This window comes from Paenibacillus sp. GCM10027630 (assembly GCF_042676305.1).
Lineage (GTDB): Bacteria > Bacillota > Bacilli > Paenibacillales > NBRC-103111 > Paenibacillus_S.
The window spans coordinates 1-19,673 of record NZ_JBHTGY010000097.1 but is presented as its reverse complement, the minus strand read 5'-3'; the positions used below and the strand labels follow the sequence as shown (position 1 = coordinate 19,673).

20 protein-coding genes are annotated in these 19,673 nt (G+C 42.0%); 17 read left to right on the top strand and 3 right to left on the bottom strand.

Features of this window, described 5'->3' with window-relative positions; genetic code table 11:
• Nucleotides 1-38 precede the first annotated feature (38 nt).
• The 14 genes from ACFQ0C_RS36650 (at nucleotide 39) to ACFQ0C_RS36585 (ending at nucleotide 14,330) form a co-directional block, all read left to right on the top strand.
• Nucleotides 39-2,753 carry a phage tail tape measure protein gene (locus tag ACFQ0C_RS36650; protein WP_379374545.1) on the top strand — a complete coding sequence of 905 codons (2,715 nt, stop codon included), beginning with the start codon at nucleotides 39-41 and terminating at the stop codon, nucleotides 2,751-2,753.
• A gap of 3 nt (nucleotides 2,754-2,756) precedes the next feature.
• Nucleotides 2,757-3,350, top strand: coding sequence for a LysM peptidoglycan-binding domain-containing protein (locus tag ACFQ0C_RS36645; RefSeq protein WP_379374543.1), 594 nt, complete (start codon nucleotides 2,757-2,759; stop codon nucleotides 3,348-3,350).
• The gene (locus ACFQ0C_RS36640; RefSeq protein WP_379374541.1) at nucleotides 3,347-4,504 is read left to right on the top strand and encodes a hypothetical protein; all 1,158 of its coding nucleotides are present in this window, start codon (nucleotides 3,347-3,349) and stop codon (nucleotides 4,502-4,504) included. Before ACFQ0C_RS36645 ends, ACFQ0C_RS36640 begins: the two co-directional genes overlap by 4 nt.
• Nucleotides 4,505-4,508: 4 nt before the next feature.
• Complete coding sequence (locus ACFQ0C_RS36635) at nucleotides 4,509-4,886, top strand: hypothetical protein (RefSeq protein WP_379374539.1); 378 nt, start codon at nucleotides 4,509-4,511, stop codon at nucleotides 4,884-4,886.
• A complete protein-coding gene (locus ACFQ0C_RS36630; RefSeq protein WP_379374537.1) occupies nucleotides 4,883-5,257 on the top strand; it encodes a DUF2634 domain-containing protein in 375 nt (124 codons plus the stop codon). Before ACFQ0C_RS36635 ends, ACFQ0C_RS36630 begins: the two co-directional genes overlap by 4 nt.
• A 1-nt stretch (nucleotide 5,258) precedes the next feature.
• Nucleotides 5,259-6,377 carry a baseplate J/gp47 family protein gene (locus ACFQ0C_RS36625; protein ID WP_379374535.1) on the top strand — a complete coding sequence of 373 codons (1,119 nt, stop codon included), beginning with the start codon at nucleotides 5,259-5,261 and terminating at the stop codon, nucleotides 6,375-6,377.
• Nucleotides 6,377-6,934, top strand: coding sequence for a putative phage tail protein (locus tag ACFQ0C_RS36620; protein ID WP_379374533.1), 558 nt, complete (start codon nucleotides 6,377-6,379; stop codon nucleotides 6,932-6,934). The genes ACFQ0C_RS36625 and ACFQ0C_RS36620 overlap by 1 nt, the downstream gene beginning before the upstream one ends.
• Nucleotides 6,935-11,116, top strand: a complete 4,182-nt coding sequence (locus ACFQ0C_RS36615) for a phage tail-collar fiber domain-containing protein (protein ID WP_379374531.1) — start codon at nucleotides 6,935-6,937, stop codon at nucleotides 11,114-11,116. It abuts the gene before it with no gap.
• A 19-nt stretch (nucleotides 11,117-11,135) separates the two neighbouring features.
• The gene (locus ACFQ0C_RS36610; protein WP_379374529.1) at nucleotides 11,136-11,426 is read left to right on the top strand and encodes a hypothetical protein; all 291 of its coding nucleotides are present in this window, start codon (nucleotides 11,136-11,138) and stop codon (nucleotides 11,424-11,426) included.
• A gap of 17 nt (nucleotides 11,427-11,443) precedes the next feature.
• A complete protein-coding gene (locus tag ACFQ0C_RS36605) occupies nucleotides 11,444-11,575 on the top strand; it encodes a hypothetical protein (RefSeq protein ID WP_379374527.1) in 132 nt (43 codons plus the stop codon).
• A gap of 57 nt (nucleotides 11,576-11,632) precedes the next feature.
• Complete coding sequence (locus ACFQ0C_RS36600) at nucleotides 11,633-11,863, top strand: hemolysin XhlA family protein (RefSeq protein ID WP_379374525.1); 231 nt, start codon at nucleotides 11,633-11,635, stop codon at nucleotides 11,861-11,863.
• A complete protein-coding gene (locus tag ACFQ0C_RS36595) occupies nucleotides 11,863-12,183 on the top strand; it encodes a hypothetical protein (RefSeq protein ID WP_379374523.1) in 321 nt (106 codons plus the stop codon). Before ACFQ0C_RS36600 ends, ACFQ0C_RS36595 begins: the two co-directional genes overlap by 1 nt.
• Nucleotides 12,184-12,208: 25 nt before the next feature.
• On the top strand, nucleotides 12,209-12,871 hold the full coding sequence (locus tag ACFQ0C_RS36590) for a glycoside hydrolase family 73 protein (RefSeq protein ID WP_379374521.1): 663 nt from the start codon (nucleotides 12,209-12,211) through the stop codon (nucleotides 12,869-12,871).
• Nucleotides 12,872-13,067: 196 nt separating this feature from the next.
• Nucleotides 13,068-14,330, top strand: coding sequence for a fibronectin type III domain-containing protein (locus ACFQ0C_RS36585; protein ID WP_379374519.1), 1,263 nt, complete (start codon nucleotides 13,068-13,070; stop codon nucleotides 14,328-14,330).
• Between the two features lie 140 nt (nucleotides 14,331-14,470).
• On the opposite strand, the gene sda is transcribed toward ACFQ0C_RS36585, so the two are convergent.
• A complete protein-coding gene (sda, locus tag ACFQ0C_RS36580) occupies nucleotides 14,471-14,620 on the bottom strand; it encodes a sporulation histidine kinase inhibitor Sda (protein ID WP_379374517.1) in 150 nt (49 codons plus the stop codon).
• A gap of 176 nt (nucleotides 14,621-14,796) precedes the next feature.
• Here sda and ACFQ0C_RS36575 point away from each other — a divergent pair, with 176 nt between their 5' ends.
• On the top strand, nucleotides 14,797-16,275 hold the full coding sequence (locus ACFQ0C_RS36575) for a Kelch repeat-containing protein (protein WP_379374515.1): 1,479 nt from the start codon (nucleotides 14,797-14,799) through the stop codon (nucleotides 16,273-16,275).
• A gap of 259 nt (nucleotides 16,276-16,534) precedes the next feature.
• Here ACFQ0C_RS36575 and ACFQ0C_RS36570 read toward each other — a convergent pair whose 3' ends face one another.
• Entirely contained in the window at nucleotides 16,535-17,377 is an 843-nt protein-coding gene (locus ACFQ0C_RS36570; protein WP_379374513.1) for an ATP-dependent DNA ligase, read from the bottom strand.
• A gap of 154 nt (nucleotides 17,378-17,531) precedes the next feature.
• Complete coding sequence (locus ACFQ0C_RS36565) at nucleotides 17,532-17,741, bottom strand: alpha/beta-type small acid-soluble spore protein (RefSeq protein WP_171654113.1); 210 nt, start codon at nucleotides 17,739-17,741, stop codon at nucleotides 17,532-17,534.
• A gap of 289 nt (nucleotides 17,742-18,030) precedes the next feature.
• Here ACFQ0C_RS36565 and ACFQ0C_RS36560 point away from each other — a divergent pair, with 289 nt between their 5' ends.
• Nucleotides 18,031-18,621, top strand: a complete 591-nt coding sequence (locus tag ACFQ0C_RS36560) for a hypothetical protein (protein ID WP_379374511.1) — start codon at nucleotides 18,031-18,033, stop codon at nucleotides 18,619-18,621.
• Nucleotides 18,622-18,839: 218 nt separating this feature from the next.
• Nucleotides 18,840-19,469, top strand: coding sequence for a hypothetical protein (locus ACFQ0C_RS36555; RefSeq protein WP_379374509.1), 630 nt, complete (start codon nucleotides 18,840-18,842; stop codon nucleotides 19,467-19,469).
• The last annotated feature ends 204 nt before the right edge of the window (nucleotides 19,470-19,673 follow it).

The following is a 19,673-nucleotide window of genomic DNA, read 5'->3' as shown; positions in this document are numbered from 1 at the left end:
TAATGGAGATAACACGCTTATACGTGGAGGTGAGTAAATTGGCTTCGGGTTCAGTTTTGATGAATGCTAGTGTAGTTGTGAGTCTGACGGATCGGGTAAGCCGGGGATTAAATAGCGTTGGAAACCGATTCGATATGATTGATAAAAGAAGCGAGCAAACTCGGAAGCAATTAGAAAAATTGGATCGGATATCATTCCTAGGACTTGGGACTACCGCAGCGGGAGCAGCGGGTTTAACCACTATGGGTGCTGCAGCTCAGTCCACTCTAGACTCTGCGGGTAAGCTGCAGGATGTCATGACTTCGTTTCGTTCTAATGCATTTGGGCAAGCTATTCTTCCGAATGCTCCAGTAAAAGCAGTACAAAACGTGATTGATCAGGCACAGAAGATCGCTGATTCTAAGGGTCTAGGCATTCAAATGAAGTTTACAACCAAAGACGACGCGATGTCCTTCATCACAAAGCAAGCAGATATACTGGCCCAACAGCTCGGTAATGACACTGTTTTCGGTAGAAAGGATGCTCTTGCGGCCTTTGACACCTTGCAAAAAAACGGGGTCGCCATGGAGAGCGTACTTAGCGGTGCAGGTAAAGCTACTTTATTTCTCGCTCAGATATCGAAACAGGCTCCAGTAGAAACGGCGGAGACAGTTTCGAAGATGGCTTCTGCTTATCAGCTGGCTGGAAAACAAGTCGAGGATCTTGCTGATGTTATGGTTAAAGTAGACGGTGCTTCCTCGGCCACAGTACAGAGCATGGCGACCGGTTTTAAGTATGCCGGAGGTACTGCCAAAAATCTTGGATTAGAGTACCAGGACTTAATTGTTGCATTGGGATCTCTAAACTCCCGTGGTGTCGATGAATCCACTGCGGGCACGGCATTGAATAATATGCTGCTAGCTTTAGCAGCTCCTTCAGATAAAGCACAATCCGCTCTAAAAAGGTTCGGACTCAGTGTTAAAAGCTTCTATGGCGCAGACGGTAAACTTCTTCCTATGCAGCAGGTCATCGAGAAGATTAAAACCGTAACGGATAAATTAAATCCACAGAGGACCGCTGAATTCATGAAGGTCTTGTTTGGTGAGGAGGGTGCTCGGGCAGCCACTGCTCTTTTACAAGACGGAGCAGGTAGTATGAAAGAAATAAGAGAGCAAATGGCGACTTCTTTAAGCTTAACAGAGCGAGCAGCAGAAGCTAATAAAACATACACTGCCTCCATCCAAAGAGTGCAGGAATCCTGGGATAACTTCAAGACATCTATGGGTACACCGATGCTTGATAAGGCGGCAAACGCCTTGGACAAAATCACCAATGAATTTGCTTATGTCTCCAAAGCCATGCAGGATAATCCCGATTTATCCAAGGTGTTCTTTATTGGTGGTACGGCTGTTGCCGGCATTTTGATGGCAGTAGGAGCGACAACCGGGCTCTTAGCTATTCTACAGAAAACCAAGTTAGTATGGGGTACTGCTTTTTCTAAGAATAAAAACATGGATGAAGCTGGTCGACAGGCTGACAGAACTAAAAAAGACTTCAATGAACTTCGACAATCTGCCCAGCTTGCCAAAACATCAGTGGACGGAGTTGCAAGGTCGCTTATTAAGGTGAACTCTAAGAATATAAAAATAAATGTTGATCGAAAGAAGGTCGATCAATTTGTCGTTTGGTTGAATGCCCAGAAATGGCAGAAGACTGTTTATGTGAATTATCAGGAAGTTGGTGGTCCTGGGGGAAATATGGCTGGAGTTAATAAGAAGGGAAACAAAGGTGGAAAAGGTGGTAAGGGTTCCACAAAGAATGGATCGATAGGCAACGCTAAAAGTGTTCCAGTTACAAGTCCTATCAAAGAACCACCAAGCCTACCAAAGTCAATTCAACCTAATACTGAATTTAAAGTGCCACCCTCTAAACCAACGCAACTCCCTTCTGATATAAAAACACCATCAAGCGGATTTATACCTAGAGGTGCAAGCGGAGCGTTAAAAGGTGTTGGTGCAGTAGGTATTGCTTTAACAGCAGGACAATTAATAGAAACGACCATCAGCGGCAACCTTGAAAATGAAATTAAACAACACGGTGCACAGATGGCTTTATCAACAGCAGGTGCTTGGGGTGGTGGTGCTCTCGCCGCTGCGCTAGGTAGCATTGTTCCTGGAGCCGGTACAGTTCTTGGAGGTATTATTGGGGCTTCAGCAGGTGGGTGGCTTGGATCTAACCTAGGAGAATGGATCGACAATAAAAAGTGGACAGCTCAGGCAATAGATTGGGGTAAAAATCTCGCCAAGTCAATGTCTATGGGAATGAAGCAGGGTGAGCCAGAAGTTACCTATTCCTCTAATCGATTGGCATTGAGGGTATGGGAGCATTTGGGTGTTAGTTCGCCAACGGAGAAAGGTCCGCTTCGGACGAATCACTTATGGGGTGAAAACCTTGCGAGAGCGTTTGCCGATGGAATGGTGGGAAGCGTTGATCTCCTTAAAAATGCATCAGGCCAGGTAGCTGGTGCTTCTGTCCCTAATCCTAATTTATCAATTGGCAAATCGGGATCAAGCGGGCTACCTTCTATTGTCATGGCTGAAGGGGCCATTCAGTTTCATGTAACCATAGATGGAAGCAAGGATCCAATCGATACATGGAATCAGTTGAAACCAAAACTTGACGAGTGGTCACGTACTGACTTGCCAAGGCATGTTGAGAATATTAAACGACGTAGGGCCATTAATGATGCGACCTATCAACCAGGGATGGTGTAGACAATGCTTACAGTTGGTTTTGTAAACTTCGAAGGGCTCGCAGCTCCTGAATTCTGGCCATTTGGTGGGGAGCAAAAGCTTCCGATGCGGGAACTGCCGGGTGGCGCAATCTATTATCAACCCCGTGGAGATTTTCCTACGCTTGATCATTCTTGGGAAGGTATTTTCAATAATACAGATGCCATGCATAAAGCCCAATTGATTGATGGGTACCGAAAGGCTGCTCTAAGTGTAGAAGTTACGTTCAATACCTTCAAGCTTTACTACTTCATCGAAAAATTTATATGGAAATGGCACAGAGAAAATTGGGTAGAATTCTCGATCTCAGTAAAACGTGATTTGAGTAAGGAAGACTTCATTCCTGACGGTAAGAAGGTCGATGCCTCAATTGAAGCCCTCTATGCTCAGATGCAAGGTAAAAAAACCGAGCCTGTAACACACACGGTTGCTGCTGGGGAATATCTCGTCATGATAGCGGAGCATTACTTTAACGGTGATGGGGACAAATGGGAGAACATCTATCTGGACAATAAAAATACTATCGGTACCGATCCAGACGTGTTAACCGAAGGAATGAAGTTGGTGATCCGGGCATGATTATTCAGAAACCTAGTTTTCATGTGGAAACATTATTAGGTAGGGTGTTCATACAAGATACTTTAATTGATTGGGAGGAATATAGTATCGATCGCCCGGCCTTCGATGAGGCTGACAATTTTTCCATTCGTGCACCCTGGTTCGTCGGCGGAACTAACATCATGTCATCCAACGGCAATCAATTAACCAACTTGGCTGCGGACAAAGACATACCAGTGAGAATCGAATTGAGCGGCGTGACACTCCTTGAAGGATTAATGGATTCGTCAGAATGGGCTTTTGATATGAACGGAGAGAGTGTGACAATAACAGGGCGTGGGAAAATTGGGCGTCTGATTGAGAGAAGCGAAACACGTACTATTAAGAATCAAACCGCATCTTCCGTAGCACACAGCATTTTTAATTATCATGGTATTACAGCTCAGATCACTGAAACTAGCAGACAAATTGGGGCCTATGCAGACGAGTCCCAAACGACCAACACAGATCAGAACGACTGGGAGCTTCTGAATTGGTTGGCTGAGTGGGAAGGTTTTGTTGTTCGTGTTTCAGGTAGTGCAGGTTTCTTTGGGCCGGCGGACCAACTCCCAGGTCAAATGCTGGAGCCATTAAGCTTTACCTATGGCGTCGACTGCGAAGTCAGGTCAATCCGAAGAGAGCCTTCAGATTCCCGGGACCTTATTGTTGAGGGAAGAAGCTACTTTAACGGAAGATCCATTGTGGAGCACTATCCCCGAGCGCCAAAAGTCAAGACGAAAGCAACTAAAACAAAAAAGAAAGATGGATTTCTTTTTAGTGATGAAGAGGTTTTGAAAGAAAAGTTTCTGTTCAGTGATGAGAAGGCGGACAAAAAGAAAAAGACAGAGGAAGAAAGCGAGACAGCAAAAATTGTTCGACGCTATTTAAGCGGATTGTCCCAAGAACAATTAAGGCAAAGGGTTCGATCGATTTATCACGAGTTAACCAAATTCGGTGTTGTAGGGGAGCTCTTTATACCGAAATATACAGAAATTCAAACTGACCGGAGAATATCACTATTTGGTGTGGGGCAAGGACTATCGTTGGACTATTACTGCACTAAGGTTTCTTACAACGAGTCCAAAGAGGGCATTATCACAACTGTGTTTATATCAAGCAAACCGAGGGAAGGGTGAGGGAATGAATAAAGCCAGTTTAGGGAAAATCACAGGCATTTTAACGGAAACAGCTAAAGTTAGAGCCGTAATTGAGCCTTCGGGACAGGAACTGGGTTGGTTACCGTCCCTAATTCCTCCCAATGAATCTCTAGTTGAATCCGAGTGTTTGGTCGTACCTTGTCACGGAAGTTATGGTCAAGGACTTGTCATTCCGTTTCCACTTCCTATGGGGCGTACTGGGACATTGCAAAACATAAGTCCGCTTAAGGTTTTGAGTGATGGAACGGTTTTTGAATGCTTGTCAACGGTACAAATAGAATCTGATGATCTAGGGAAAGTGGTCATTATCATTCCTTTATCGAATGCTCTGTCACATGTTCTGATCGGGGTGATCCGATGAGCGGGGGAAGGGACATCTATTATAGTCCAGTACAAAGGGATATTACATTTATAGGTAACGAGCTTTCAACGATGTCCGACCTTGAGAATTTACGATCTCAATTGTATTTGAGATTGCTCTGTGAAAAGGGGGAGCTGCGCGGTTACCCCGAATATGGTACGAATTTATATAAACTGCTCAGTAAAGCATTAACACCAACCCGAACACAGGAAATTCAGCGAGAGGTGACGGAGACTTTGAAACAGGACGCGAGGGTTATTCGTGTTGACACGGTGCAGATCGTTGTATCGGAAGACGCTGTCACCATCTCCACAACAGTCTACGATGTTGAGAATCGTCCGGTTGAGATTTTGATAAGCGAGGGGATTTAATGTGACGGTACAATACCCAACATTAGATAGCATCACAAAAGTGATGGTTGAAGCATTAGCCGGTCCGGGAAAGACTTTGCAGGATCTCCCCGATCAGTGGTTAGCTAAATCTTTAATTATTGCCGCTCGTAATGCAGCTTACGCCCCGGTTGTGGCCGCCAAAGGTGTTTATCAGGCAAATGATTTGTTTCAAGCTGTAGATAATGATTTGGATCGGCTCTGCGAAGAAAGGTCGGCAACAGTTAGACGCAAGCAAGAGAAGAAGGCTGTTGTACGGTATAAGCTAAAGAGAACGCTGCCGGCTTCTGCAAATAAGACAATTCCTTCCGGATCTTTAATCACGACACAAGCTGCAGGTGATAATGCCGCTGTGGATTTTTTGGTCATGAAAGAAAATGAAGGTGAGGAGAACGAGGCCGATCCTGTCTTTTTAGCTGGAACCACTGAGCTTATAGTTATGGCTCGCTGCTCTAAGGGAGGCGTCATAGGCAATTTGACAACAAATTCAGTAGTGTATTCCGGTATGGTCTGGGTTGATAAAGTAGAGGTGCTTGCTCTTATAGAAGAAGGTACTGATACAGAGGACAATGAGGTATTACGCGCCCGCTTGCTGGAGGAAGTTCGGAATATCGAAAAAGGCGGGACTGCAACGGATTATGAAATATGGGCCAAGCGTGTTACAGGTGTAGTTTCAGCAAGGTGCATGCCGTTGGTTAGAGGAAACGGTACAGTTGACGTTATCATAACAGGTTCGAGTGGAATACCAACAACAGAGCTTATTACAGAAGTGCAAGGATATATAGATACCAAAACGCCTGCAGGGGGAGCCAATGTTTTAGTTAAAGGACCGACTCCTGTCATGATAAATGTGACGGCAACCGTTAAATTACTTTCGGAATTTACCTTCACGCTGATCAAACCGAAGATAGTTGACGCATTGACTGTTGCTATTGATAAGGAGAACGGAGCTCTAATGGTCCGTCTTAACAAGTTAGTTGGAGCTATCAACGGAATTGAGGGCGTTTTTAACTTTACAATAACATCCCCAGCTTTAGATATCGTTATAGATGGTGATGAACTTGCTATTCCTGGTATCTTTTCACTGACTGAGGTGACATGATGAGTAGTGTTGAACTGGTTAAGCAACAGTTAAAAAGACAACTACCTAGAAGATGGTTCCAGTATAACGGAACTGAGATGGACCGCCTGCTTGAAGTACTAGCAGTAGGTTTGTATGAAGGGAAGAAGATAGTTGAAAAGATTAATAAGGAGCTGCCTGTCTCGACTTCAGAGGACTCATTTGACGAAAAAGAAATGATGCTTGGGCTGAATAACGGCGGATCAATGAACACAGAAGAACGAAGAAAAAGAATCATAGCGAAACAGTGGGAACGCGGTGGTCCTACAAATAAAGCTCAATTCGAAAATGCTTTAAGCTACCTTACAGGCTACGAAGTTGAACTTGATGCAGACTATATGAATTTTATTTTGCTCATTAAATTCAATGCTCCACCGAGTACTTTACTCAATCTGCCAGTAATTGAAGACTATATCCGTCGTAATAAATTGGCACATTTGTCTCATCAGATTTCATTGGTTGATAATCAGGAGATGTTTTTGTACTTCGGCAATGTTCTGCATATTGGAGACAACATAACGTTTAGGCAGGTGATGTAAATGGGGGCTTTTGGCGGATTAGTGATGACTAACAGAGGGAGAAACCTTCAAATTAAAGCACAACTAGGTGTAACCTTGCAATTTTCCAAAATTGCAATCGGTGATGGATCTCTTTCTGGCCAATCTATCTTGGACCTAAATAACTTAGTCAATCAAAAAATGACATTAACCATTAATAAAGAACAGGCAAACTCAGACGGTACGTATACCATTGGTGCTCCTTTATCGAATCAGACCGTAGTAACCGGGTTTGCCTTCCGAGAAATCGGGTTATTTGCACAAGATCCGGACTTAGGTGAAATATTGTATAGTTATGCAAATGCCGGTACCAATGCAGATTATATCCCTGCTATTGGGGGCGCGGAAATTATTGAGAAGCAACTAGATATAATCACCATAGTTGGAAATGCCACGAATGTAAATGCAAATATAAATCAATCCTTGGTTTTTACAACACTGCAGTCATTTAACACCCACAAAAACGGTAGTGTGTTAGATCATCCAGACGGATCCGTTACAACGCCAAAACTTGCACCTAAATCGGTTACCGCGGCCAAAATCTCTGATAATACCATTGGTAGCGGACAATTGGCTAACGGAGCCGCAACGGATATCGTCATAGGAAACCGTACTATTGATGATACAGCAGCTCCAAGTACAGGGCCTAATACTATCACGAATTTGTTTAGCTTCATCGGAAAAATGATTCGGCAAATCACCGGTAAAAGCAGTTGGATAACAGCTCCTGCAACCACACTGGAAGCCGCAAATACTCACATCAACGCTACTACCGGAATACATGGTGCCGTGTCAACAGCAACCGCTAATACGATTATTCAGCGTGATGTAGCGGGCCGAGCACAAGTAGCTGTACCGGCAGCAGCTGCCGATATTGCTAGAAAAGATACCGTGGACGCTGTTGATGCGAAGCTGAAGACCACGCAGTTGCTTACCACAAACCTGAATTACGGCTTGCAAGCTGTCAATGCAGACCAGGCGGGTCCAGTTGATTTGGGAGCGCGTGGCAGGACGTTGGTTAACTTCTTTGAACGTTTGAGTAGAGGTGATTCTCTTAACGGTGGGTGGCTGTTCGCTGGTGGTGTCCTCTCAGTTGACCCTACTGTTAACTCTAATGGAGCTGCTAGTTTAAAGGCACTTATTCCGACAGGAATATCCAGTTCTACAGTATCTGTTAGGAGGCTAACTCCAACTGTAGATCAAACAAAACACTATTTGTTTTTAGCTGATATAAAGAATACCAATTGGGCGTCATATTACTTGTATGCTTATGGTAGTGCTATTTCAGGGTCATCGTATGGTAGTGCCAAAAATGGATTTAAACGACACTATCTAAAACTTACTCCAGCCCAAATTGCCGTGACTTCGCACCTCTCGGTATACGGAAGTGCTGCAGGAGACAATTACCTTAATACGTCCAGTTGGTCACTCTATGAAATTTCTGCTGCTGATTATGCCAAAATTGACGTTGATCCTGAATTTACAGGGGATAAACTTGCAGCCAAGTACCCATACACCGAAGGCATAGCTAATGTGAATGGACTGTATGTAACTAAATCAGGGAAGAACCTATTGCCTCCGTTTAACGAGTGGATGGTACCCTCCAATGCAGTAGTGACAGAGACTTACAAATATTCCCTTAATGCTACTTCCGTTTCACAGTATTGTAGTGTAAAAGTCAATGTTCTTAGGAACACAAACTATACCCTATCATGTGCGCATAATGGTAGAATGGCTGTTTATAATGAGGCGGTTAACACCGTTATACTTGGATATTCTGCTTTACAATTGATAACGTTTAACAGTGGGAACAATGACGTTATATCTATCATTTTAGGGAATGACACTGTGGGGGTTGGAACTTATACTTTCACCAATCCAATACTCAATCTGGGCTCCACTGCCTTGCCGTTTGAACCTAAATCAGACCAATCCATCTATGTCCCTAATCAGCAGTTTGCATCCAGTGTAGACGGATCAGTTTACGATTCGCTGTCTAAGATGGGGAACAAGTATTATAAGGAATCGCGGTTTAAGCGTATGAACTTGGACGGTAGTTTGGCGTGGACGTTTGACTCAGATCCAACCGGATTTAAGCGAGTTAAGATTGATTTAATTGGCGTATCCGGTAATAGTGACGATAGTCTACGCACCATGAAATACGATGGGGCAATGATTAAGTTTGATAGCGGGTCGTTATTATCAGCGGACCTCAGATTTTATAACGCCGGTATATCGAAATATTTTATTACCATTGCCGACACAGAAAGCGGCTGGGGCGAAACGTACACGCCTAGTACTGCCGAGATTCAAGCCTACTTTAATGGATGGAAGATGTGTGATGGTGTCTCACAAATAAACAAATATAACAGCGGTACTAAATGGTGGACTTATAGGTTAGACGGTGTGAATGGTGCAAATAACGCTCAGTATAGCACGATGCAAGGTACATTACCTACAATGCTTGCACCCAACTTCTCACCGTATAAGCTTCAATATCAGTTGTCAGTTTCGACTATCGAGGAAATCCCCGTAGAGGGCGATATAGCGCTTCATGAGGGTGGGAACCAGATCGAGGTTGGTAGTGGGATCATTGTTAGGGAGAAAGCTAATCCGCAGCTCGTTGCTGGAACTTATAAGATCAATGACGGAAATACCCCGTTGACGCTTTTAAAGTACCGTAGCTTAGATATTTTATCTGTAAACAAAGGACTGTTACAAGCCAAGGGATCAAGAATTTATGACAGTTTTTTTAAGCTCCATCGGTACGAAGTCACTTCCGTAGACTACGACCCAACAGCCGATTACTACGTTACGTACATCACCTTAGATAAGTATGGGATTACATGTAACCCTACAGACGTAAGCATACAATACGGGGCAAATATGGCTACAGTGGTCAGTAATTTGGCGCAGGACTTAGCGGACAACACGACAAAGGATAGCATTCAAGATTGGTTATTGTTGCAAGATGGTGCATATCTGGATAATTTACGAATTGATGTAGATACGCATCGAAACGCTAGTACTGCTCATGGCTCAACTCCCAATGCCGCAGCCAGTACGATAATGCAACGTGATCCTAACGGACAAGCCAATGTCGGAACACCCACAGCAAACAGCCATATTGCCCGTAAGCAGGATGTGGATAACGCATCAAATGCAGCTAATACAGCTCAGACCACAGCCAATAGTGCGCTTACACGGGCAAATGCCAGTTTGCCGAAAGATGGTTTGGAACAAATGACTGGGCCGCTGTCATTTAGCGGTATTGGTCGGATTAGTTCTCCAACTTCATTCGCTGAAATTGACGCTAAGGAAGCTTGTTACTTCGGTTCCAATTGCTATTATGACGCTGGTGCTTGGAAAAGACATGACACATCAAAAGCAGCTTGTTTGATGGAAGTTAACTATGCCAGCACAGGCATGACTAGGTTTTATGTTACGACAGCTGGAGCAAACCCTATAACTTGGTCTAATAGTTCTCCGGTGTGGACAGGTTCCAATGATGGAGCAGGAAGCGGACTTGATGCTGATGTGTTACGTGGTTTCGCTCCATTTTACGCAGCTACTGGTGATACGATAGTGACAAGGGAACCGAGCGGTAACATCAACGCATCCTCATATAACGGGTATATTCCTGTTAATAAGGGCGGCGACCAAATGACAGGAATTTTCAGGAGTGCCCTTGCAAGCGGCAGAATTTCAGACGTAAGCGGGGTTCCTGCGATAGAGGTTAACTCAAGTGCAGCAGCAGCGGCATATATGGCGTTCCATAGAAACGGCGCGTTTGCTGCTTATTTTGGCATGGACACGGATAACTATTTGAAATTTGGAGGATGGAGTCTTGGCAATGTGGCGTTTAAGGTTTGGACGGAACAACTTTTAAGGAGTAACGGAAACGGAGCGCTTGAATGGAATGATAGCGGCACATGGAAGGCGGTGGGGGGAGTGAAAAAGGTACAACGCGGTGTTTCGAGTGGCGGTGATATTACGGTAACTGCTGTAAATATGGACAAATCGTTTTTAACTTTTACCAACAATAGTAAACCGCAAAATGGGGATATGTTCGCGAGTGCATATTTATTAAATTCGACAACAGTAAGAATCACCGCGACTAACCCCACCGGAAGTTATTCATGGGAATTAGTCGAATTTTACTAATAAAGGAGAGTAGGCAACGATGCCAAAATATGCACAAATCAACCTTGACACAGGTGTTTGTATTGCCGTGTCGCAGTTATCAGGCGAGTTTGATGACCCTAAAATGATCCTGCTTGATGACAATGATGATGTAAGCCTCTTTGATACTCTGGTTAATGGCGAATGGGTAAAGTATGTTCCTCCTGACCCTGAACCGGAGGGCCCTTCACTTGAGGAAAGATACAACTTACTTGAACATGAGAAAGCACTACTTGAACAGCGCCTCCAAGCAACGGAGAGCGCTATTTTATTTCTCATGGATCTAGCATAGAGAGGAGGTAATAGCTCATGTATGATTTCGTATTGAACATGTGGGTTATGAAGCGTATCAACGAAACAAAGGTTCAATCCTATGTAACTAAATCATTCATTACACAGCCCGAGGCAGCTATGATTATTGCAACACCTCAGATGGATTAAATAAATGCCCCGAGCCTATCGGTGCTATTTTTATACAAAGAAAAGGCTGGTGATCAAATGCACGATGAAGAAACAGGAGAAATCCTACAGCGATTAACGCGAGTTGAAACCAAGCTTGATCTAATGATCAATGCCCGAGATATCGCGAATGAAGCATTGCAGTCAACAAAGGCTGCACATAAACGATTAGACACATTGGAAGAAAATCAAACGTGGCTCTGGAGGACGGCAATTGCCGCCCTTATTGTCGGAGGTATCGGGTTGTTGTGGAAAGGAGTGGGGCACTAATGGACGGCCAATTTTTCACATGGGAAGCTCTTTCCGCTATGGGAGGAGCTTCTTTGTTGACGTTTTTTATTGTGCAATATACAAAAGTCCTTGCTGATCGATATGTCACTTTACCGACAGATGTATACGCCGTTTTCGTAGCGTACTTTGTTCTGTTGCTTGCGCAGCTAGCATTAGGAGCCAGTTGGTCGGACTGGAGAGTGTACGCTTTGACGTTCGCTAATTCGTTTCTAGTGTCGGCTGCAGCTGGGCAAATTCAGAATAAATCTATTAAACCTCCAGGGCAATCGCAAGATTCGGAAAATTCCAGTTCCGCATAAACTATTAAAAATGGAGTTGATAGCTGTGAAGGCACAGGATTTTATAGACATACTTGCACCCATGGCTGTAGCAGAGCAAAAGCGAACCGGTATTTTAGCTAGCATCACGATTTCTCAAGGAGCATTAGAAAGCGCTTGGGGAGCTGCTGCCCCTGGTTACAATCTGTTCGGTATCAAAGGTACGGGACAGGAGTTTACCACACAAGAATACATTAACGGAACCTTTGTAACTGTTACAGACGGTTTTCGTGTTTACTCCAGCTGGGAAGGCAGTGTAATCGATCATAGCAACTTTCTAATAGAAAATAGCCGATACACAAAGGCCGGATTCTTCGACAGATGTTCCGTACTAGATTATGCAGGTGCTGCACAATCACTTCAAGCAGCTGGTTATGCAACGGATCCTAGTTATGCCACGAAGCTGATTTCGATCATAGAAAGCAATGGATTGGCTAGATACGACATTTTGGAAGAGTTACAAATAGAGGAGGATGAAACGAACATGCCTATGAAACTGGAACAATGGCAATGGGATATGCTGTACCAAGTGATGGGGAAAGCATATAATGCGGACCAGCTCAATTGGGACTGGATGCAGAAGATCGTAGACAAGACGCTAACGGCTTCAGAGCTTGCTTTCCTGAACACGGTGTTGGATGGTCGGATTGATAGAAAGATTGAGGTATAAGGCCGGATAAATTATATTGTCGTAAGCCCTCTTTCCGTTGGAATTGAGGGCTTTTGCCTTTTGTTTACGAAAAACACACTCAATTCATTACTAAAATTACATTATATGGGTTAATTTGTTTAGACATTCCATGTAATTATTTGTATTCTACTATTTGTGCTTAACATAAAAAATGTAAATAGAGGGAGAGATTTAGTTGAAAAAGTATTTATCATTACTAATGCTATCTGTATTAATTTTTTTACTTGTGCCGGTTAATTCTGCTTTTGCTTATACTTCAGAAGGTCTTTTGAAAGGTCTGCCAATATACTATACTACAGGGACGGTAAACCTAGCTTCAGGTACATATTCCACAGCTTCTGAAGCTCCTACACGTCAATTGTGGACAGATGGAAACCCTGAAAATGGTACTAATGTGGGTAACAATGGTCATGTAGCAGTAAGACTATCAACCCCAGTTACAGTAAGATCATTTGTAGTCTACGTGACAAGTAACTCCTCTCCAGTAGTTGTTAAATTGTATGACTCTAATTTAAATGTTTTATCAACACAAAACATTACTGTAACTAATTCGTCACAGAAGGACATACCTAAAGTGTCGGGAGTAAAGTATGTTGAATTTTACTTCAGTGGTGCTAGTGGTGGATATTTAAGAGAACTTAATATTTTTTCAGAATCTGTATGTGGCTGTGATATTGAGAAACCTACTGAATTAACCGCGACAGCTGGAAATACTCAAGTATCGCTTAATTGGGCCGCTGTAGAAGGGGCAACCGGTTATAATTTAAAACGTTCTTTAACGCTTGGAGGACCTTACAACACAGTAGCAAGTAATGTCTACGGCACATCATACACTGATACAACAGTCACCAATGGCACTACATACTATTATGTTGTAACGGCACTTAACGCTGCAGGTGAAAGCGAAAATTCAAACGAAGCATCGGCTACTCCTATGGGAACAAGTAGAGTCATCCTTACTACAACTATGACCAATGGAGATACATTTGAATACAACATCAGTCAATCAGAATTAACAAGCTTCCTTGCTTGGTTCGATGCTAAAGCGGCTGGGAATGGGCCTGCAAAGTATACATTTACTAATCAGCATTTGAAAGGTTCTTTCTTGGCTCGTAAAAACAGTCTCATCTTCGATAAAATTATAAAAATTAATTATGATGAGTACAGTGTTGACGGCACCGGCAAAGGTACCGAAGTAGCAGAAGTGACTACAGGAACTGCTTTGAGCATATCTTTAACAGACGGTAGAGTAGAGGGATTTATCCTGTCTACGGCGGACTACAATGCTTTCGTTGCTTGGTACGATGCAAAAGCAGCTGGTACAGGTCCAGCAAGATATACGTTCGAAAATCCGCTAAAGAAAGGTCCATTCTCAGCTAGACATGAAGTAATAATATTTGATAAAATTTCTTCTTATGATTCAGAGGATTTTAACTGATCACCATGAATTAAGCTCTCTTTTATTCGAGGATTGTTAGCTCAGGAAAACTTGTCTGACCCCGCCAGCTCATCACTAGCGGGGCTTTTCTTTGTGGTGAAGGGTTAGGACCCATTCGCCCATCAAATTTTAATTACTATTCAACTCTCATGCTCGTCCTCCGATGACCGCGAAAAAACAATACCCCTCTTAATTAACTCTTTTTCTAGTAATTCTATAAATGCCTTCTCAAGCTTTAGTTCAAGTGCCTTGTTGTAGCATTGAAGTAGATGATTGTCATTAAGATTCAATAGAACATCATTCTCCTTGTAGCGAATGGCATCCTATCCCCTCACCTATTAATAATTATATTATTATTAACATTATTTACTTTATTTAACTTTAAATGTTTAGACATTCCATGTAAATATTTGTATTCTACTACTTATGTTTATACATAAAATCAGGAAATAGAGGAGAGATTTGTTTGAAGCGTTTTAAATTATTAACAATGATGGTTTTGATTGTGGTGATGGCATTGTCGATGGTAGTGCCAGCGTTTGCGGCTGGAGATACTTGGATTCAGAAGGCAAATATACCAACAGCAAGTAAAAGTCTTACAGCTTCAGGGCTAGATGGGAAAGTATACGTTATGGGAGGGTGGTATGGCAGTGCTCCGAATGTGGTTTATTCAAAACTAGTATACATGTATGACCCTTCTGCAAATACATGGACTCCTAAAAAAAGTATGCCTTATGGCGTTGCAGATGCATCTTCTATAACTGTTAATGGGTTGATTTATGTGATAGGCGGGCTGGAAGGTGGAGTCGCCACAAATCGTGTTCAAGTATATGATCCGTCCTCAGATTCATGGGTAGTTAAGGCAAATATGCCATCTTCTAGAGCAACACTTGGTTTGGGTGAGGTAAATGGAGTGATATATGCAATAGGAGGGAGTGCTCCTTCGGGAAAGAAAATTGAAGCATACAATCCGACAACGGACACATGGACCATAAAAACGGATCTATCAGTAGCTATAAATAAATTTGCAACAGCAGTAGTTAATGGAAAGATTTATGTGATCGGTGGAGAGAAGCAAAATGTAACGAATGAAGTTACACAATATGACCCTGTTACGGATTTATGGTCAATAAAAACTAGTCTCCCAATCCCGAATTTAACACATATTACTTCTGCTGCATCTTCAGCAAATGGTAAGATTTACGTTGTTGGGGGGACAGCCTCAGGGAATGTTTCAGACAAATTATTTGAATACGACCCATCTTCGGATAATTGGACAACCAAAGCAAGTATGCCACAGCCAAGCGCATATTTAGCCTCTACAACAGCAAGTGGGAAATTATATGCAATAAGCGGAAGTGGGAGCAACTCAGGTGGGTTTAGTTCAAGTGTATTCGAGTATACACTTTCAGAGACCCAACCGTTGGCTCCGTTAAATCTCACAGCTTCATCTGGCAATGCCCAAGTAACTCTTAACTGGACGGCAGTTGTAGGTGCAACAGGCTATGATATCAAACGATCAACTACTACTGGTGGACCTTACACAACAGTCGCTACTAACGTCTACGGCACTTCTTATATAGATACAACCGTCACAAATGGCACGACATACTATTATGTTGTCACTGCGATTAATGCAGCAGGAGTAAGCGGCAATTCAAACGAAGCATCCGCTACACCGCAGGGAACAGTAACGCCTCCTACAGGCAATAAAGCCCTACTTGTTATCACCCTAGTAAGTGGCCTTGAAAAAGAATATGATCTTCCGATGACTGAAGTAAATAATTTCATTACTTGGTACAACAGCCGTGCTACCGGCACTGGATCGGAAGTCTTCACAATCAACAAATCTTTCAACAAAGCTAATTTCTTAACACGGAAAGATTATATTGCATTTGATAAGATTGAAACTTTTGAAGTGAATGAGTACACTCCAACTCCATAATCAGTACAGAGAAGCCCTCATTCCTAAATTGGATTGAGGGCTTCTCCCTACTTGATTGATTAGGGTTCATTAATAATGTCTTTACTCGCCAGTAAATAATAGGTTTCTTGATCTTTATCTATAATGACTACTCTTCCCTCAGCATAGTAATTCATATCTAGGATATCGGCAGCCGTCAGTATCTTAATTTCGTGTGTTAGCAAGTGGATAACATGGTATAGCATACCCTCACACCCTTTTTCTTTTTTGCAGGTAGAACTTATAATATGAAGTCAACAAACACTGGCGACCTGAGCAGCCCTGCTTTCGTCCAATTTCGTATCTTAACCCTCGCTTTCAACTGTGGCTCTAAATAAACATGGTCACGATCCTCGCCAACTATTAGCTGATCTTTGATGCTGTAGAATGCCATCTTATGCCGCGGAGTAACTCCAAGCTCTATAACCCCTAATGGCCGTCCCCATTGATCCGCAGCTAACCATCCAAAATCTTTCTTACGGTATCCCGAAATAAAAACATCAGCAAAAGTCCAATTAATGATTTTCTGCCAGGCACTCGATCGGCTACTAACGTAAATAGAGTTAGAACGTTTAGCTACGATTCCCTCCATTTTCAGAGCTTCAATTTTGGTAAATAGCTGTTCCCCCTCAGCTTCAAGTGACGGAATGAGCGCCATGTGAGGGTTACCAAAAGTCAACGTTGATAGCAATTCCTTGCGCTTATGTAACGGGTAGCCTCGCAGATCCTCACCTCTATAGCGAAGGATATCGAAAACAACATAATTGACTGGACTACTTTCGGCGGCTTTACGAACCTTGTCGGTATTGCGAAGAGAAAAACGTTCCATAATAGCTTCAAAGTTAACGTGGCCCGATTCGTCTGTAGCCGCGACTTCGCCATCCAATATAACGTCATCGAGAGCAATTTCATTAAGTTCAGGATACTGATGTGTACAATCGTTGTTGTGGCGTGTATATAAGCGAGTTTGACCGCCGGTTCGCGATAGTATCAGTCGATGGCCGTCAATTTTAGGCTCGAATATGTAATCATCGTGAGAAAATGGTGCGGGTGCTGTCTCTAATAACATTGGTGCAATAAACACTAATTAATCACCTCTATAGTAATTATAAAGGATCAATAGACGTAGAAGCGGCGGTAAGTATTGGAAGGCAAACTCAAAAAGACTTACATGTTACTCTCGGAGGTAAGAGTGATGTAAGTCTTTTTTTATTTATTTTAAATTGAAAGGAGTTGAATCAGCGTTTAAAGCTCGAAAGATTCTGTTCTGCTATCTGCACTAGACGTCTTGTGATATTGCCACCAATTGCCCCTGCATCGCGTGTAGCTAGGTTGCCATTGTAACCGGTTGGAGATAATTGAATACCTAATTCTTGGGCCACTTCATACTTCAGTTGATTGATCGCTGCCTGTGCTTGCTGTACCACTAAAGAATTATTGTTTGCCATTTGGTAATCACTCCTTTTTATTGGTGTAATAGTAGTATTCAATGAAACAACTAGGTTATACATGGAAAATTAAAGAATCGTGTTCAACCAACCTGCATTGAACCATGCATGTTTGATGAAATAAGTATTAGAATGGGTAGGTCATTAAGGGAACTGGCAGGATAGTTTAATTCACTTCGCGAATACCTTAAATATGGAAAAATCGCAAAGTTCGTAAATAAGACATTAACGGAAACATTTGAAAAACTATATTTAAACCATTAATAGAACTTCATATGGGGGTAAATCAATGGATCCAACTAAACTTAATATACTTAGTTTGATTATTAGTTTTATAGGTGGGGGTGCAGTAGGAGCAATATTAAACTGGATTAGAGCAGATTTAGCTGATAAAAAAACGAGAAGAATTAAATATATCGAAGATCAGTTGAAAAATTTATATGGGCCTTTGTACTTTGTCATTTCCCAAAGTGCTAAGTTGTTTGAAATCGAAAGGAAATATCAACAAGCATATAAAGAAGAATTTATTGATAAACAATATAGTAGAGAAAAACTTACACAAGATCGTCTTAATGATGAGGCTACGAAGACTTTGGATATTCGAAATGAATATATTAATCAAGTTCGTTTAAATAACAATAAGATCAAAGAGATCTTGGATAACAATTTTTCTTATATAGACGCTGAAGATATTGACCTAGTTGTTAATTATTTTTATGAAAATTATACTAGACTTCAAACAGAGGTGAGAGGTAAAGTTCCGTTTATAATACATAATCATATAGGAGATATTTCATTTTTGAGACCCGAATTTATAGAGGGAATGAAATCCAAATTTCTTAAGAAGAAGGAAGAAGTAGAACTCTTGTCAGTTAAGTAGTGGGTCGGAAGCATTCGATAATATCATGTTCATGCTGCTGGCCTTTCGATCCTTGGTCTTCCTGAGGCATTTCGGGGAAGTGAATTCGGGCGGATAGCCCTACGAGGCTGAGTCTTCGACCCAGTCGCTCCACTCCTTTAAGCCTATCGGGATCTCGGGTTCGTGAATACAAAAACGTTATCGGAAATGATGAAAAAAATATATTTAGAGGTATGCCAATGAAGACATGTGTATATTGTGGTAATCCTGCGAAGACAAGGGATCATGTACCACCTAAGTCATTTTATATTGAACCCTTGCCAGTAAATCTGATTACTGTACCTTGTTGCTACAATTGTAATCATAACTTTTCTACAATTGAGGATTATGCTAGGACAGTTCTTAGTTCGGCCAGAGAAGAAGTTGCATCTGCTGAATTAGCAGTAGAGTTATGGCATCAAAAAGTTGAGAGGAGTTTAAAGAGGAATATTAAGTTAGCTGAAGAGATTTATTATAGTTTCAGACCTTTTGGAAGCGACAGATTAGCATTTAAGATTGATCGAGAGAAAATAGATTTATTTATTATAAAGATCATCAAGGGATTATATTTTTATCATTTTAAGAAACCCTTGGATAATTCCTATAAAGTCATAGTTAAATTGTTCCCAGGTACGGATAGAATACCTATCCAATTTCCACAGGAATTTGTAGATATGTTATATCAAATTCCTATTGAAAGTATTGGGAATGGTGTGATTAGATATAGACGAATGCATGCAATAGAAGATGAGTATTTTACATGTTGGATAGTCAGCTTTTTTAATAGTGATTATAACACATTCTTAATCTGGACAAAAAATATAGATTAATTAACATTTTTTAGTATTATAAAAGAAGACAATGTAGTTCATCGGATCGCAGTAAATCATTAAACTGAATACAATAGTTCAATTATAACAGCGGCAGTTTAGGACTTGCGCGCCTAGCCAAGCTAGGCACAACTTGCCGGTGAAAGTCCGGTCGGAGTAAAGGCCAAGCTGCTCCGTAGCTAACAGACGGCTTGGAAGAGAGAT

Excerpts from the sequence above, each read along its gene's own strand:
- ACFQ0C_RS36565 (WP_171654113.1), bottom strand. The coding sequence starts at position 17,741 with ATGGCAAACAATAATTCTTTAGTGGTACAGCAAGCACAGGCAGCGATC.
- ACFQ0C_RS36600 (WP_379374525.1), top strand. The coding sequence starts at position 11,633 with ATGCACGATGAAGAAACAGGAGAAATCCTACAGCGATTAACGCGAGTT.
- ACFQ0C_RS36640 (WP_379374541.1), top strand. The coding sequence starts at position 3,347 with ATGATTATTCAGAAACCTAGTTTTCATGTGGAAACATTATTAGGTAGG.
- ACFQ0C_RS36555 (WP_379374509.1), top strand. The coding sequence starts at position 18,840 with ATGAAGACATGTGTATATTGTGGTAATCCTGCGAAGACAAGGGATCAT.
- ACFQ0C_RS36635 (WP_379374539.1), top strand. The coding sequence starts at position 4,509 with ATGAATAAAGCCAGTTTAGGGAAAATCACAGGCATTTTAACGGAAACA.
- ACFQ0C_RS36615 (WP_379374531.1), top strand. The coding sequence starts at position 6,935 with ATGGGGGCTTTTGGCGGATTAGTGATGACTAACAGAGGGAGAAACCTT.
- ACFQ0C_RS36595 (WP_379374523.1), top strand. The coding sequence starts at position 11,863 with ATGGACGGCCAATTTTTCACATGGGAAGCTCTTTCCGCTATGGGAGGA.
- ACFQ0C_RS36610 (WP_379374529.1), top strand. The coding sequence starts at position 11,136 with ATGCCAAAATATGCACAAATCAACCTTGACACAGGTGTTTGTATTGCC.
- ACFQ0C_RS36560 (WP_379374511.1), top strand. The coding sequence starts at position 18,031 with ATGGATCCAACTAAACTTAATATACTTAGTTTGATTATTAGTTTTATA.
- ACFQ0C_RS36605 (WP_379374527.1), top strand. The coding sequence starts at position 11,444 with ATGTATGATTTCGTATTGAACATGTGGGTTATGAAGCGTATCAACGAA.
- ACFQ0C_RS36620 (WP_379374533.1), top strand. The coding sequence starts at position 6,377 with ATGAGTAGTGTTGAACTGGTTAAGCAACAGTTAAAAAGACAACTACCT.
- ACFQ0C_RS36630 (WP_379374537.1), top strand. The coding sequence starts at position 4,883 with ATGAGCGGGGGAAGGGACATCTATTATAGTCCAGTACAAAGGGATATT.
- ACFQ0C_RS36645 (WP_379374543.1), top strand. The coding sequence starts at position 2,757 with ATGCTTACAGTTGGTTTTGTAAACTTCGAAGGGCTCGCAGCTCCTGAA.